The following is a 13,354-nucleotide window of genomic DNA, read 5'->3' as shown; positions in this document are numbered from 1 at the left end:
GTAATAATTATAGTCAAATGTAAATAATTTACATCTGATTTAATGCTGGGGAAGAAGAATTATTTGAAAATATTTTTTAAGGACAATTTTTAAGCCTCCAACAATTGTTTTTCGTAAAGGGAGGCGTATTCTCCGTCCATATTTAGGAGCTCTAAGTGGGTTCCTTCTTCGATGATTTTTCCATCTTCCAGGACAATGATATGGTCGGCATTTTTAATGGTCGAAATACGGTGGGCAATGATGATAGAAGTCCTTCCATCCATGATTTTACCTAGGTTATGCAGGATTTCTTCCTCGGTCTTGGTATCCACTGCCGAAAGACAATCATCAAACATCAGGATTTTAGGATCCTTTACCAAAGCTCTAGCTATGGAGACCCTTTGCTTTTGACCACCGGACAGGGTAATTCCACGTTCACCGATATGGGTTTCAAAGCCTTCATCAAAACCTATGATATTATCATAAACAACAGCATCCTTCGCGGCTTGCTCCACTTTAGGAGTATCGACTTGATCAAGACCAAAAGCAATGTTGCGGGCGATGGTATCCGAGAAAAGGAAGACCTGTTGCGGCACAAAACCAATCTGCTCCCGAACTGATTTCAGCTCAAAGTCCTTGATGTTGCGGCGGTCATACAGGATTTCACCTTGGTCAGCATCAAACATGCGCATCAGCAGGTTCGCCAGGGTGGATTTACCAGATCCTGTCCGACCTATGATAGCCATGGTTTTCCCCGCAGGGATATGGAAACTGACATTGTCAATCGCTTTGATACCTGTCTCCGGATAGGTGAAGGAAACATTCTTCAATTGGATATCGCCATTCAATTCCTGGGTCAGTTGACCTCCAATAATTTCAGATTTGGTATCCAAGAATTCATTGATCCGTTTTTGGGATGCCGCAGCTCGTTGGACTAAGGAAGTTACCCAAGCCAATGACATCGCAGGGAAGGTCAATTGGTTGACATAGATAATAAACTCGGCAATATTACCCGCCGTGATATTACCTGCATTCACTTCCAATCCACCGATATAAACCGTAATGATGGTACTGAAACCAATCAAGAAAATAATCAAAGGGAAAAAGATAGCCTGCACCTTCACCAAGTTCAGATTGATATCCTTATAGCGGTCACTTTCCACCTTGAAATTATCCATCTTGTCCTGTTCACGGGTATAGGTCTTGATGACCCGGATACCTGAAAATGTTTCTTGGACAAAAGAAGATAACTGCGACAATTGCCGCTGGATCCGCTCACTGCGTCTATTGATAACCTTGTTTACAAATAAGATAATCACCGAAATAATCGGAATAGGAAGCAGGGAATAGGTAGCCAATGTCGCATTGACATTGTACATGGCATAGATGATCATGATTGACAATACCACGGTATTGATCGCATACATGATGGCTGGACCTAAATAGTTACGCACCTGATTGACATCTTCTGTCGCACGGTTCATCAGGTCACCCGTATTATTCCTGCGGTAGAAGGCGAAATCTAATTGCTGATAATGCTGATAGATTTCATTTTTGATATCATATTCAATATGTCTTGAGGTCAAGATCAAGGTCTGGCGCATCATAAAAAGGAATATCCCGCGCAATAGGGCCAGAACCAATACCACGATACCAAAGAAAAGAAGGGATTTACTGAATACCTCATAAATGATGGATTGCCTATCAAAGCCGTCGTACAATCGGTACAGGTCGATGTTTTCCTTGACCAAGTCAAAGGCTTCACGGATGACCTGCGCAGGCAGAATTCCGAAGTAATTGGATATAATTACGAATATCACACCTGGGATGACGCGCCAACGATATTTATAGAAAAATTTATTGAGGTATGATAGTTCCTTCATTTGAACAAAAATAATGGATAATTTTCAATAAACTATGCAGTAAAGTTGTGATAATGTCAATAGTTTGCCCTAAATCGAATATTTTAAGGCTTTTGGCTAAAGAACTAAATAATTTGCTAATTTTGTACCTGTTAATTTTGTTTGTTTATGCAAAAAGATTCTACCTCGTTATTTGATTTGATGCGTGTTTCAGACCATCAAAATATTTTCATTTGTAATGATAAGGAAGTTGGTTTGAAAGCTATTGTAGCTATCCATGACACCACGCTAGGACCTGCCATCGGTGGGGTCCGAATGTTGCCGTATGCTACAGAAGCCGAAGCTATCGAAGATGCTTTGCGTCTATCGAAAGCCATCACCTATAAAGCTTCCCTTGCTGGTCTTAACCTAGGTGGAGGTAGTGCCATTATCATTGGTAACAACAGAACCGAAAAATCAGAAGTCTTAATGCGTCGTTTTGGACGGTTTATCAACGGATTGAATGGAAACTTTATCGCTTCCATCGATGTGGGTACCACCCAAAAAGACTTAGAATACATTCATGCAGAAACTAACTATGTTGCTGGCTTGCCAACTTCATTGAATGGTTCTGGTGATACTACCGTATTTGCTGCCAAAGGCGTTTATTACGGTATCAAAGCGGCTATCAAAGAGCTTTATGGCGATGATAACCTTGCCGGAAGAAAGATCGCTGTACAGGGTGTAGGTAGCGTAGGAGAGCATTTAGTATCTCTATTACGTGCTGAAAATGCTAGGGTTTATGTTTCTGACATGACTGAAGAGCGTAAGATGAAAATTGCAGCGAAATATAAAGCTGAACCTATAACTTACTCAACTAGCTTTGAATTGGATGCTGATGTTTATGCACCATGTGCATTAGGCGGTACAGTGAATCCAGATACAGTTCCACGTATGCGTTGCAAGATTATCGCTGGTTCTGCGAACAACCAACTCTTGGAGGAGGAAAAAACCGTTCAATTATTGAAGGATAACAACATCCTTTATACTCCAGATTTCTTAATCAATGCTGGTGCATTGATCAGCTGTTTCTCGGAATTAGAAGGTTATGGTGCTGATCGCACTGATCACCTGATCCGTTACATTTACACCGCAACCAGACACGTAATCCAAAAATCAAAAGAAGAAAATATCTCTACTTATCAGGCCGCTAAAGAATTAGCTGAAAAGCGTATTCAGGACATGAGAAAGTTAAAATAATATAGTATAATATCGTTCTTTATTAAATATTCGTTCTTTCAATAAATTATGCTAAATAGAAGACACCTTAGGGTAAAGGTCATGCAGACATTGTATGCCTACAGCTTGTCGGAAGACAAGAACATCGTCAATTTTGAGAAAAGTCTGCTCAAAAGTGTGGAGGAAGTCGATGAAATGTACATCTGGACACTGAATCTCCTAGATGAAGTGGCTGAGTATGTCCTAGTCGATGTGGAGGGAATCGCCAATAAGTGGATTCCATCAGATAAGGATAAGACCTTTACTTCTACCAAATTAAACAGCAATACCTTCATCGATTCCTTGAGACAAAACAGGGAATACCTAGAGAAGGTAAAGCGCTATAAAGTTGATTGGAATTACGATCCGGAAATTGTTCGTTCTATCTTTTCCCAACTAAAAGATTCAGAAGCCTACCTGGAATACCTAAATCTTGAAGACCGCTCTATTTCAGCCGAAAAAGATATCATTAAGTATATCTTCAAAAAGATCATCTTGAAATCACCAGATATCGAGCAGGCATTAGACGAGCGTTTCATCAATTGGCAAGTGGACAAGGAAGTGCTTCAGGCTATGATTGCCAAGACCTTCAAGAATTTCAGTTCTGAAGTTCCTGCTAAAAACAAATTAGCTGATTTGACTCCGAGCTGGTTAGAGGACAAGGATTTCATTATCGATCTATTGAAGATGACTATCAAATATGCAGATGAGTATCAAGATATGATCGCGGCGAAGACCAAGAACTGGGAATCTGACCGTATCGCTTTGGTAGACAACCTATTGATGCGTATGGCAATCACAGAGTTGATCAATTTCCCAACTATTCCTGTCAAAGTAACCATAAACGAATATATCGAACTATCGAAATCATTCAGTACCTTGAAAAGTAGTACCTTTATCAATGGTATCTTAGATAAAATCCTTGCCGACCTGAATGCGCAAAGACGTATCAAAAAAGAAGGTAGGGGATTGATCGCTTAAATCATATTAACATGAAAAAACTTATTTTATCATTTGTTGCTGCAACAGTCCTGTTTGCTTCTTGTAACCAAGAAGGCAAGAAAGCAGATGCTGATGCACAAAATACAACCGAATCAGCAACTACTGAAGGGAACGATGGAATCGGAAAAATGGAATTCGAGGAAACCGTTTATAATTTCGGAAAGATCAAAGAAGGCGAAGTCGTTAAGCATGTTTTCAAGTTTGAGAATACAGGCACTAGCCCTGTAATCCTTTCCCAAGTTTCAGCAAGCTGTGGCTGTACCACGCCAACATTTACTACGACTCCGGTATTACCAGGGAAAGTGGGTGAAATCGCTGTAGAGTTCAACAGCAGTGGCCAAGTCGGACAACAACAGAAAATAATCACCATTGCTTCCAATGCTGAGGCAAACATCAGCACCGTTCAATTGAAAGGTGAAGTAGAGGCAATCTAATAAGTAACTATAAACTATAATATACAAATGATTTCAACAATTTTATTACAAGTAGGAGGAAGTGGCTTTACACAGTTAATTCCTATGGTATTAATCATTGTGGTTTTCTATTTCTTTATGATTAGACCACAAATGAAAAAGCAAAAAGAACACAAAAAATATATCGAAGAAATTGGTGTAAACTCTAGAGTAGTGACTACTGCTGGAATCCACGGCCGTATCGTTGAAGTAAGTGATAAAACTTTCTTAGTAGACGTAGGTAATGGTGTTAAAATCCGCTTTGACAAAACGGCTATCTCTCTAGAAGCTTCTAAAGCTTTGAATACTGAAGCTAAGTAGTATTTAGTAGAAAGTATTTAGTATTTAGACTTTGTATTGGCGTACAATGGATCCCACTAGGTTCTTTTGAAGCCTATATAGGTGTCTAAATACTAACTACTAAATACTTCAAAAAAAATCTCGCTGCATTTCAAAAGATGCAGCGAGATTTTTTTTGGTTTCATTCGAGGCATATTCGAGACATGTTCGGGAAACCTTCGGAAATGAGTCGGGAATTCCTTTGGAATTTATTGGGTCATTTTGCGAGTTTTAGCAATGTGTCTCGAATAAGGTCAAACTTAAAATATTACTCTTAAAAGGGAAGGGTAAAAAAAATCCTGATTGCCTTTTCTGTAAACAGAATCAGCAACCAGGATTTTACTAACGTATTAAATTCTTATGTGGAATTTCTATTGAGGGAATTCAAGGATTCGGACTTCCGAAATCTGGAAGTTACTTCCACCATTCAATTCAGTAATGGAGAATTTATAATAGTTATAGGCGGTTTTATTGGTGAAATTAAAGGTTCTAGACTGTCTTCTTTCTGTGAAGTATTCAGGACCTCTTTCATCAACCACTACCCATGTTTTACCATCAATGGAGCCTTCCACTTTCCATCTCCTTGGGTCACGGTCTGGCGCATCATTACCAGAAGTCAAGCTATAGCCATTCACCACTTGTGGCGAGTCAAATAGGAACTGCCAGCTCATATTTGGTCCCACACCACCCACAAATATCTTGGTAGTGATATCACCGTCGATCATCTTCTTGGATCCTTCTCCACCATCTGGACCACCACCATTTTCATGGGATACCGAGAACATGTTCTCAAAGGTAGTCACATCTTTGATTAGTCCCAATTCGGATACAAAAAGGTTCATCATCGCTACCGATCCTTTTGCGGTCGTCAGCTTTAACTGGATCTCTTTAAAGGTTCCCGGGTCAAAGGTCAGATCAATGGTTTTGTCGGTACTGAGGATCGCTCCAGAAGTTTTATAGCCATCACGCCATTCTGTTTTGCTCACGGCCATATTGGTCGTGAAAGACAAGTTCAGTTTACCTGCTCCAACGGTTTTGGTATTTACCTTGATCAAATTGGCTGCAGAGATGCGGATCGTTTCCTCCCGCTGTGCCCAATAGCCTTCTCCATTTAATGCTACCATTTTTACGACATAGGTGCCTGTATTCAAGAAGGTATGGGATGGTGCTGCAATAGACGATGTACTATCATCACCGAAGGACCAGCGGGTTTCCTTGAAATTAGTTCCCTTATTGTCGAATTTATAAGTAAAGGGGTCGTTTGCATTTGCCAATGCATAGGTAAAAGCTGCCGTTGGCTTCGGCTCTTTTTCTATGATTTCAGGAACCCCCTGTTCATCCTTTGTACATGCGCTGCTGATCGAAGCCAAGATCAAGCAGTAAAATGCATATTTCATTATTTTCATCATTCTGATCATTGTAATTGTTAAGGAATTCTAACCATTCTCCATTCCGCCATCTGGAATAAACTACTGCTTCTCGTTCTTTCAATATGTAGCTTGAACTGTTTGTACGCTTTAGGGAATTGAATGTTAAAGCGTTTAGTTTCTGTACGGTTATTGAAAACTTCTGTTCTGCGTGTATCCAAGGCTTCCCAAGTGGTTCCATCATCGGATCCATAAAGCACCCATTCTGCTGGATCTCTTTCTTGGGCATCATTTCCTGAAGTGAAGGTATAAGCCCCGATCTTCTGTGGCTCATCATATACCAGTTTCAGCTCTAGGTCTACGAAATCGAACAATAGGAACTTACTGTTGTAGTTGTTGTCAATCAATTTGACAGCATTTTCATTTTGGTTTCCATTATCTCTACTGTAGAAATATTCGCCTTGATTCGTTACATCCACCTCAACCACGTTTTCAGAATCGATCAAGATGATGCTATAGTTTTTCTGTGGATTGAGCACATGTAGGGTAGAAGAGCTTAGTTTTACCAATACAGCCAGTTTTTTGTCCAGATTAGCATTGACTACCGACCAAGGAACGTTGATTTCAAGACCTGCTGATTTGGCATTGCTTGGAACCAATACCTTACTAGGGATAGTATATTGCTCCGGTGTTAGCCCGATAGTATTTGCTGGTAATGTTCCAGCTTTAATCAATTGGGCGATGGTATCCGTCGAAGTAACCACCTCCACCGTGAAAGCAGAACCAGGGAAACTTGCCAAGCTAATGCCCAATGGTATGGTCATCCCAGAGGATGAGCTGACATAATTAACTTGGTTTTTAGCTTCTAAGACCGCACCTGCACCATTGGTTAAGGAAATGAAATGTATGTCTGATTCTGTGATCAGGTCATTAACTTTCAGGATTAGTACCCCCGTAGCATTGTTTTTATCAATGTTGTTTCCTTTTCCAGCATTGGTAATGCTATAGCCAATGACAATGTTCTTTCCGAAATATTTTTCCACCTCGGTACGGGTTATCGTAACATTGAACACTGCAGAATCTGCTCCGAAATTTACCTTGGTACTGTTTGGTAAAAAGATAGATTCTGGCTTGATAGCAATGTAATTACTGCCTAGGTTCTTGTTTTTGATATGGTCCGCTGCAGCTTTCTGATTCACCGCTAGGTTTACATCAAAAGCTTTAGAAGCAGGCGTGCTCAGTTTGATACTTACCGGAACGGTGATCTGTTCATTGGTTTTCGTAATGCCACCAGCGATGTCCCCCGAACCCACCGTCGTAGCAGAGCCCGGTTTGAGGGAGAAATCCTCCAAGGCTGTATCCTTACATCCGAACAAAACGGAAATACAAAGGATCGGCAGGTATATATTTTTGAATAATTTCAATATGGTTTTCATAATCTATAGGTTTATTTATCAATCCAAACACGACCATCAAGACCCCAGCTCAATTGTCTTGGTACTTTCAACCAACTGATAATTTGCGTGGAGATATCGATATTTCTAGGTACCATTGAACTCAATGTTGACGAAGTAGGCGCACAAATGAAATCGTTCAATGTGGTAATCGGATAAGTTCCGTTTGTTTTCAGGTTTGCACCTAATGGACCTTCATCCACGATGGTTGTTGCATCCTTTGAATTCATTGGCCAATAGGCAGCCAAGAAATTAATGTTCGGATGGTTTGATACAATACCTACATCACAACTGTATTGTTTGATGGTTTCTGGAGAAAGAGCCTCTTTCCAGAATTTCACATCGGCTATGTAGGCATCGGAACGCCAGCCTTCACGAGTCTCCAAGAAACCGATGCGGAATTTGGCATCCGATGTAATGGAACCCCAGCCTGTAATATCAGCTTCTTTGGTTTGTTCGCCATTGGTAAACAACCTAACGGTTCTCTTGCCATCTACCATCTGTCCTGTGACAGCGATCGAGTTCCAAGTACCACGGTTCATGTTGCGGTCAGCTTTCACTTCACCGGTACCTTTATCCCCGCGGGCATTGAAAATCCAGGACTCCCCATCTAAGTGGATTACCCAACCGATGCCGCTTGGATCTTCGCCCCAACCGCCTTGCCAATGTTGTCTCTTGCCGATAATGGAAGGATACCAAAAGGCATAGTTATTGTCGCGACCTTTGTTCTTTTTGATTTTCAGTTCGATCGTGAAGTCAGTGTTATCAAGATTGAAAATACTGTTGTCACCAACATCCAATTGAGCATAGTTCTCTGCATTGAAGCGCATAAAATCACCGATGAACTTATTTCCAATAAATGGCTTACCGATAAATTTGGTTGCATATTTTGGCGAATAGATAATAGTAAAGGTATTCAGTGCCGCATTACTAAAGATGGTATTGTCATTTTGTGCAGGTGGAATTTCATATTCGCCACCTTGACTCGAAGTGATGATCACCATCCAATTTTCCTTAGCGTAATTCGGTCTTGCTTCCAAGGCTTTGATGATCTGACCAACCTGTCCATCAAACTTTTCGATAGCAGCCTTATATGCTGGTTTAGAGACATCGTAGCCTGCGGTTTTTCCAGCAGCATCGATCGCTGTAAAATGACCTGTAATGAAAGAGAGCTTTTCGTCTTTCAAGTCATTGATTACTTTAGTGGTTACATCCTCATCGTTTTGGGCAGCCTGAGCTTTGGTATTGGCACCAAAATATTTAAGGAAGGTAGCATTCGGACTGATAGTGCTCATCTTGATGGAATCACCAGATGATTCTTTGATCCTGGCAGCCAAAAGAGGATAAGCATCAAATTTATTGGCCTCTAGGTCATTTTCCCGCACGCCATGTTTGGTATAGTTTACACCGGTGAACAAATTGGCCCAGTTGGAAGAAATACCTGCAGCATTTTCTTCACTTAGTGAAACCCATGAATAGATAGAGTGGGGAAGAAGGGCATTGATCGTCGTCACATTGGAGGTGCGTACGGACTCGCCGCGGGCACCATCGGCTATCAATAACAATACTTTTGGAGTACCGTAGATCACATCTACGGTATCCGTGTCGTTTTCTGGAATAACCTTAGAGAATTCCTCCTGACAGGAAGTGATATTAAGGCCCAGAATTATCAGCATAATGGCTGAAATGGAGTTTAAAATACGTTTCTTCATAATTAGGAGTTTATTCAATGGTTATTCTAGTAATACCTCTAGCATCTATGTTGTCGAATTTGAAGAAATCACCCAACAATAGGATGGCTCGTTTACCATCATCAGACTTGGTTTCATACATTTTCGAAATCAATCCGCCTACTAAACCGGTATTGTTCATGCCTTTCACTAGGTCACCTTTCGCGTCGATGATCATAAAGTTAGTCCTTGCTATTCCATTGTAAGAAAGGAAATAACCAGACACCGCAATGAGACCATCTTCCAACTGTAGTGCATACCTAGTATTGGAACCTTCATTGAATGCTTTAACCTTAAAGGTATTGTCAATAGTTCCGTTGGAATTCAGCATCACCAATTTTGGTGTATTTACGCCGTTAAAGGTCTTGAAATCTCCGGTCAACATATATTTTCCAGTCTTCTCGTTATAAGTCACACTTTCCACTTTATAGCTGGCACCTTTTCCGACGTTGAAGGTCTTGTCTACCGTTCCGTCAGCATTTAGGCGGACGATATATCCATGTGCTTCCGAGTCAAAACTGGTGAAGGAACCATAGATAACAGTTTTACCTTTTAAACTGCCGGTTTTGTGGTAGAAGCCTTTGGTAGGGCCATTAGCACCTGCAAGTGCTTTGCCTCCTGAAAAACGGAAAGTCTTGTCTAGGCTTCCATCGAGGTTCAATAAGGCTACTGAGCGGATCTCGGTACTGTCTAGGATTACCGAATCTCTGGTCTCTAGGTAGTTTGGTTTACCGTAAGTTCTATGGATATGATATCTAAAATCTCCAACGGCTAATATTTTTCCATTGTGTTCATTGATAGTATGGATCATGCTATTGAATCCACCATTGAATTTAGGGTAGTATTTGATGGTATCCGGTAAGTGTGGCGGGCGATATGGTTTTACGGCCATGGTATCGATCTGTCCCACTAAGTTGATACGGGTCAAATTGGAGATATTGTCAGTTCGCTGATCATAACCAGAGAAATTTCCCGCGATGTAGTACGCGTTTTGGATTTGGACAATATTACTCAAGAAACCTTGTACACCATTTCCAGGACGGAAACTAGCATCAAACTGTCCATTTTTAAAGGTCCTGACAATTCTATTGGTCGGTTTGATATTACCTTTATTTTCATAATTGGTAAAAGATCCGATTAGGATGTTTTTCTCCTCTACGGTTTGTAAGATGTCATAGATACCACCACCTGAGGCACCATAGGTCGCTTGCCAAGAAGGGTCTATTTTCACCTTTCCTTGAACAAAGAAATTTGGACCGTAAAAAATGATATCATCAATCAGGATACTGGTAATACCGGTACTGGCGAATTCCGGCACCTTAACGGTGATCTCAGAATCGGTAATGGATACTATTTCTGCCTTTTGGCCATTGAAGTTGAAAATGGCTTTGTCTTTATGGGCCGCCAGACCAGACACCTTGAATTTCACTTGGGTACCTGGACCACCTGTTTCAGGTGCGGGTTTTTGCGTACGTTCCAGTACAATGCCCAAAGCTTCTTTACCTTCCTGATAAGGTTCAGCATGGTAATCCATTTCTTTGGAACAAGAGAACAATCCGAAGACCGCAAAAATGAATATATAATATTTAGCTAACTTGTTCATAATTTTATCGTTTACTTTGAGCAACATCTAGGATAAATTCTTCCGAACCTGGGTACAGTCCAAATACACTTTTGGTGTAGTCCAATACATGGATTATACCGTTGTTGGGTTGTATGTCTGACGTACCTATTGGGTAACTGACATACCAATCTGGATTGGAAGCATCTGGGAAAAAGGACAGGTGCAATTGTCTGTAGCCTTTGTATTTCAATCTTGATACTTCTGTTGCACCACTCATCTGAACAATATCATTGAAAACTACACCAATATTGGATACATACCCCGATTGAGAAATGTAGTTTTGTCCTGGATAGGTTCCCATCAACGAGAAGTCGATCTGTGGATAATCTGCCAGTTTATTCTTTCCATTAAACATATAGCGCAACAAGTTTTTTCTCCAGATTGCCGAGTCAATATCACTCAGTTTTTGAATGGTATCCAATCCTCGGTTGTAGAGATAGGTGTTGAGTGAATTGCCAGTCCTAATGGTTCCGATCAATTGCTTGATATCCGGATCCGATGGTGCAAAAAAGGTAAACTCTTTGGTCTTGAATTCATTTTCTAGGCCAGCAAGTTTGATGACTTGGACTAAGGAATCAAATAATACCGGTTTCGATTCCAGGTATTCCAAAATAGTACCGTTAAATTCAGCATTTGCCAATCCACCATCCTCATAATAATCATCTTTATTACAGCTGCTTATAAACAGGATTCCGAAAAGGAAAAGAGCGATGTGCAGGGGTTTAAATATCTTTTTCATCTTATCGTCCAATTGTAGTCCAGTATTCATTTAATTTCATGTGCGGGTTGTTGTTCAAGGCCGACGGGTCGATAGGCCAAGTCCAACCGCCACGGTTGTATTGATCCAGTGTAAGCGGGGACATGGTCCATTCTGAGCTCAGGATCCTACGGGTACGGATCAGGTCAAAATAACGATGGCCCTCACCGATCAATTCCCTTTCTCTTTCTAGGAATATAAAGTTCTTCAAATCAGCACCACCGCCACCGCTATAACGGGAAGCTTGAGCACGATCACGAACCAAGTTCACTGCGGCTGTTGCTTCTGCATCTTTACCTAATTCGGCACAGGCCTCAGCGTAAAGCAGGATAGCATCTGCATAGCGGAAAATACTGAAGGTATTGTCAGGGTTTTTATCTTCGTTTCCAGAAGCATACACGTTGGTACCGAACTTTCTCAACACAAACCTTCCATTGTCTGAAGTAATATCTTCAAACCACATTTCTCTTCTCTTGTCTGCATCACCTTCTGGGAAGATCTGGTTCATGTAGGAAGAGATAAAATAACAGTGGCTCAACTGGTTGTTGAAACGAGGGAATTTATATGGCCAACGCAAGAAGTGATCCCAGAATGGCGCTAAAGCGGCTACATTGTCTCCGTAGTTGATACTCTTGTAGAACTCAAAAAGGGATTCTTCACTTCTACCTTTTGTGACAACTGCCCAGTTTTGGTCAGTGAACGGAGCAACCAGTTTATGTTGCTTGCTGTCGATCAATTGCTTGCCAAGGGCCGCTGCTTCTGTCAAGTACTTTTGTTTGTTGCCCGGATCGAAACTTGAATTCCACATGTTCATGTGCATCAACAAGGCGATAATGGCACCTTTTGCAGGTCTTGCCCCTCTAAGTCCTGGATCATTCAATGACCAAGGCATTAGATCTTTTTGTGGAGTCAGATCTGCAATACATTTATTCAACACTGAAACCATGTTTTCACGAGGAAGTGGGTCAGTATGGTATGGGTCGGTATAATACGGTACATCACCATATAACCTGACCATCCAGAAGTAGGTAAATGAGCGGATGAATTTTGCTTCGGCTATGTACCTGCTCTGATCAGAACCAGTAACCCCAGGGATACCTTCTTCTAATTTTTCAATTAAAATGTTGGCACTTTGGATGACTTGATAGTACTTTTTCCAATCGCTGATCACATATAATCTATACCAGTCGAACTGCGAAGAATACATGGCGACAGGTAGTTGGTTTTTGCCTAAGACCTCGATTACCTTTCTTTGGCTGTAGCTATTAGCGCCATCAGAAACAAATATTTCCCCGGATCTAGCTTCTCCAATTGCGCCCATTACCCAGGTTTCATTGATCTTTTCAAAGAACCTAGCGTACATAAAGGCCATATTGGATTCAACATCCTGTTGGGATAGGTAATAGTTATTACCTGTCAATCGGTCAATAGGCTCTACGGTTAGATATTTATTACAGCTGGTCGCACTGAACCCTAAGGCAATCCCAAGTCCAATTACAGCTAATTTATTTTTTATCAAATTTTTCATAGT

Annotated in this window: 11 protein-coding genes; 4 read left to right on the top strand and 7 right to left on the bottom strand. The window is 40.9% G+C overall.

Annotation, left to right across the window (positions count from 1 at the left end; translation table 11 throughout):
- Positions 1-89 precede the first annotated feature (89 nt).
- Positions 90-1,862, bottom strand: a complete 1,773-nt coding sequence (locus tag ACK2WI_RS10650; protein ID WP_409150736.1) for an ABC transporter ATP-binding protein — start codon at positions 1,860-1,862, stop codon at positions 90-92.
- Positions 1,863-2,009: 147 nt separating this feature from the next.
- Here ACK2WI_RS10650 and ACK2WI_RS10645 point away from each other — a divergent pair, with 147 nt between their 5' ends.
- From ACK2WI_RS10645 to yajC, 4 genes are read left to right on the top strand one after another with little or no spacing between them, the layout of a single operon-like run.
- On the top strand, positions 2,010-3,080 hold the full coding sequence (locus ACK2WI_RS10645; protein WP_093098116.1) for a Glu/Leu/Phe/Val dehydrogenase: 1,071 nt from the start codon (positions 2,010-2,012) through the stop codon (positions 3,078-3,080).
- 48 nt (positions 3,081-3,128) lie between these two features.
- Positions 3,129-4,079 carry a transcription antitermination factor NusB gene (nusB, locus tag ACK2WI_RS10640; RefSeq protein ID WP_312696721.1) on the top strand — a complete coding sequence of 317 codons (951 nt, stop codon included), beginning with the start codon at positions 3,129-3,131 and terminating at the stop codon, positions 4,077-4,079.
- Positions 4,080-4,090: 11 nt separating this feature from the next.
- Positions 4,091-4,534 (top strand): DUF1573 domain-containing protein, encoded by a 444-nt coding sequence (locus tag ACK2WI_RS10635; protein ID WP_409150735.1) that lies wholly within the window; start codon positions 4,091-4,093, stop codon positions 4,532-4,534.
- 27 nt (positions 4,535-4,561) lie between these two features.
- Positions 4,562-4,873, top strand: coding sequence for a preprotein translocase subunit YajC (gene yajC / locus ACK2WI_RS10630; protein WP_185214208.1), 312 nt, complete (start codon positions 4,562-4,564; stop codon positions 4,871-4,873).
- A gap of 389 nt (positions 4,874-5,262) precedes the next feature.
- Here yajC and ACK2WI_RS10625 read toward each other — a convergent pair whose 3' ends face one another.
- The 6 genes from ACK2WI_RS10625 to ACK2WI_RS10600 are packed head-to-tail and all read right to left on the bottom strand — an operon-like array spanning position 5,263 to position 13,351.
- Positions 5,263-6,300: a PKD domain-containing protein gene (locus tag ACK2WI_RS10625; protein WP_312696720.1), complete on the bottom strand. Its 1,038-nt coding sequence runs from the start codon at positions 6,298-6,300 to the stop codon at positions 5,263-5,265.
- Between the two features lie 17 nt (positions 6,301-6,317).
- Positions 6,318-7,694 (bottom strand): BT_3987 domain-containing protein, encoded by a 1,377-nt coding sequence (locus ACK2WI_RS10620; RefSeq protein ID WP_312696719.1) that lies wholly within the window; start codon positions 7,692-7,694, stop codon positions 6,318-6,320.
- A gap of 11 nt (positions 7,695-7,705) precedes the next feature.
- Complete coding sequence (locus ACK2WI_RS10615) at positions 7,706-9,424, bottom strand: LamG-like jellyroll fold domain-containing protein (RefSeq protein WP_312696718.1); 1,719 nt, start codon at positions 9,422-9,424, stop codon at positions 7,706-7,708.
- Between the two features lie 10 nt (positions 9,425-9,434).
- Positions 9,435-11,045 carry a DUF5008 domain-containing protein gene (locus tag ACK2WI_RS10610; protein WP_312696717.1) on the bottom strand — a complete coding sequence of 537 codons (1,611 nt, stop codon included), beginning with the start codon at positions 11,043-11,045 and terminating at the stop codon, positions 9,435-9,437.
- A gap of 4 nt (positions 11,046-11,049) precedes the next feature.
- Positions 11,050-11,835: a hypothetical protein gene (locus ACK2WI_RS10605; protein WP_139185470.1), complete on the bottom strand. Its 786-nt coding sequence runs from the start codon at positions 11,833-11,835 to the stop codon at positions 11,050-11,052.
- On the bottom strand, positions 11,807-13,351 hold the full coding sequence (locus ACK2WI_RS10600; RefSeq protein ID WP_236736494.1) for a RagB/SusD family nutrient uptake outer membrane protein: 1,545 nt from the start codon (positions 13,349-13,351) through the stop codon (positions 11,807-11,809). Before ACK2WI_RS10600 ends, ACK2WI_RS10605 begins: the two co-directional genes overlap by 29 nt.
- Positions 13,352-13,354: the final 3 nt, after the last annotated feature.

The organism is Sphingobacterium sp. BS-2, assembly GCF_046161205.1.
Taxonomy (GTDB): domain Bacteria; phylum Bacteroidota; class Bacteroidia; order Sphingobacteriales; family Sphingobacteriaceae; genus Sphingobacterium; species Sphingobacterium mizutaii.
This window is presented reverse-complemented; position numbering and strand designations above follow the sequence as displayed.

Coding starts and splice junctions, on each gene's coding strand:
- ACK2WI_RS10600 (WP_236736494.1), bottom strand. CDS start 13,351: ATGAAAAATTTGATAAAAAATAAATTAGCTGTAATTGGACTTGGGATT.
- ACK2WI_RS10605 (WP_139185470.1), bottom strand. CDS start 11,835: ATGAATACTGGACTACAATTGGACGATAAGATGAAAAAGATATTTAAA.
- ACK2WI_RS10635 (WP_409150735.1), top strand. CDS start 4,091: ATGAAAAAACTTATTTTATCATTTGTTGCTGCAACAGTCCTGTTTGCT.
- ACK2WI_RS10645 (WP_093098116.1), top strand. CDS start 2,010: ATGCAAAAAGATTCTACCTCGTTATTTGATTTGATGCGTGTTTCAGAC.
- ACK2WI_RS10615 (WP_312696718.1), bottom strand. CDS start 9,424: ATGAAGAAACGTATTTTAAACTCCATTTCAGCCATTATGCTGATAATT.
- ACK2WI_RS10620 (WP_312696719.1), bottom strand. CDS start 7,694: ATGAAAACCATATTGAAATTATTCAAAAATATATACCTGCCGATCCTT.
- nusB (WP_312696721.1), top strand. CDS start 3,129: ATGCTAAATAGAAGACACCTTAGGGTAAAGGTCATGCAGACATTGTAT.
- ACK2WI_RS10650 (WP_409150736.1), bottom strand. CDS start 1,862: ATGAAGGAACTATCATACCTCAATAAATTTTTCTATAAATATCGTTGG.
- yajC (WP_185214208.1), top strand. CDS start 4,562: ATGATTTCAACAATTTTATTACAAGTAGGAGGAAGTGGCTTTACACAG.
- ACK2WI_RS10610 (WP_312696717.1), bottom strand. CDS start 11,045: ATGAACAAGTTAGCTAAATATTATATATTCATTTTTGCGGTCTTCGGA.
- ACK2WI_RS10625 (WP_312696720.1), bottom strand. CDS start 6,300: ATGATGAAAATAATGAAATATGCATTTTACTGCTTGATCTTGGCTTCG.